Genomic DNA, 915 nt, shown 5'->3' on the forward strand with positions numbered 1-915 from the left:
AACACTGAGGTCGACCGCATGAACGCCTCGATCAAAGAGCACAGGGCGATCCTGGAGGCGCTAACGCGGCAGAATGCGAACGACGCCGCGAATGCGATGCGAGAGCATATCCGAAATACCGCGCTGTGTGCCGGGGTGGAGATTTGAGGGGACGAGGCTCCTCTGCCTGCGCTTGAGTTTTCAAATCCACCCCGTTTGCGGAATGCTGATGCACGTCGGGGTTTCAGCGCACCCAACACCTTCTGCAAGGCATTGAAGAATGTAAGATCCAGATGTGTCTGGATGCCGCGAAACGGCCCCTGATTTGGCTGGATACCTACCTCTGGATACGGATATCCGGTCGGCTCATGCAAACCTCTCATGAAGTAATGCTGTTATGAGGTTTCGGTCGGCTATCCCACGGATAATCTGCTTGAACCAACGTTGCGCCAGTTTCACTCTTTCCGCGCTACACCGCCTAGGCCGGGGAACGTGTTGACGCAAGTCACTCGCCGCTGGGCCAGCGCATTGCCAATCTCGCAGAAGTTCTCGGCGCAACACGTGCTGGAACGTAAGCGCAGGGGCACAGCTTGCCTCCCTAGACTGTGGGTCCGACATCGGCCAACCTGACAGCAACTTGGCCCTCGTCCCCCTCCAGCGCTGCCAGGTCATTCGCTCCATCGGCATGGTGCGCAGCAATTTCTCCAAGGCACTCATTCCTGAAAGGTGAGGTTGCGCAAACCCCGTCCGAGAACCATATCCCTCCCGCCGATAAGAGGGGGACTGTATGACTTTGCGCGACCGGATCGCGATGGCGCTCGACACATCAACTTTCAGGAACACGATCACGGCCGTGATCCTTTTCAACGCATTGCTTCTTGGACTGGAGACTTCGGAGCGCGCGATGGCCTTGGCTGGCGATCTGATCCGGCTCCT

1 protein-coding gene is annotated in these 915 nt (G+C 57.8%); it reads left to right on the forward strand.

All coding sequences use genetic code 11. The annotated features are described in order from the left end of the window. Nucleotides 1–18: 18 nt before the first annotated feature. On the forward strand, nt 19–147 hold the full coding sequence (locus F8R15_RS20870) for an FCD domain-containing protein (RefSeq protein WP_253732839.1): 129 nt from the start codon (nt 19–21) through the stop codon (nt 145–147). Nucleotides 148–915: the final 768 nt, after the last annotated feature.

This window comes from Thioclava sp. JE_KL1 (assembly GCF_009296265.1).
Classification (GTDB): domain Bacteria; phylum Pseudomonadota; class Alphaproteobacteria; order Rhodobacterales; family Rhodobacteraceae; genus Thioclava.

Coding starts and splice junctions, on each gene's coding strand:
- F8R15_RS20870 (WP_253732839.1), top strand. CDS start 19: ATGAACGCCTCGATCAAAGAGCACAGGGCGATCCTGGAGGCGCTAACG.